Raw genomic sequence first — 278 nt, forward strand, 5'->3', positions numbered from 1 at the left:
ACTTACCGGTCATAAATGTACCCGCTGTCAATTCGACGCCGTCTTTGATTTGCGCCATGAAAATTCTTTGGTCACCGCGGACAATTTCTCCCGCCTGGTTCGTATAGCTGAAGAACTCATACCAGAACGGCGAGTAGAAAATATGGTGCAGACCGAACGGAATCAGAGCCCGCTCAATCATTCCGAAGATGAGAGCTGCGACCGCTTCATTGGCTGCAAGCAGGTTCGTTGAAAAGCTGTTCAGTGCGCCTTGAATTGGCGGCCAGATAAACAGCATA

General features: G+C 49.6%; 1 protein-coding gene. It reads right to left on the bottom strand.

All coding sequences use genetic code 11. The features are described 5' to 3' along the window. On the bottom strand, window positions 1-278 hold a 278-nt coding region (locus CF394_RS03145), incomplete at both ends, for a PTS transporter subunit EIIC (RefSeq protein WP_165767437.1).

This window comes from Tetzosporium hominis, from assembly GCF_002265435.1.
GTDB classification, from domain to species: Bacteria; Bacillota; Bacilli; order Bacillales_A; family Planococcaceae; genus Chryseomicrobium; species Chryseomicrobium hominis.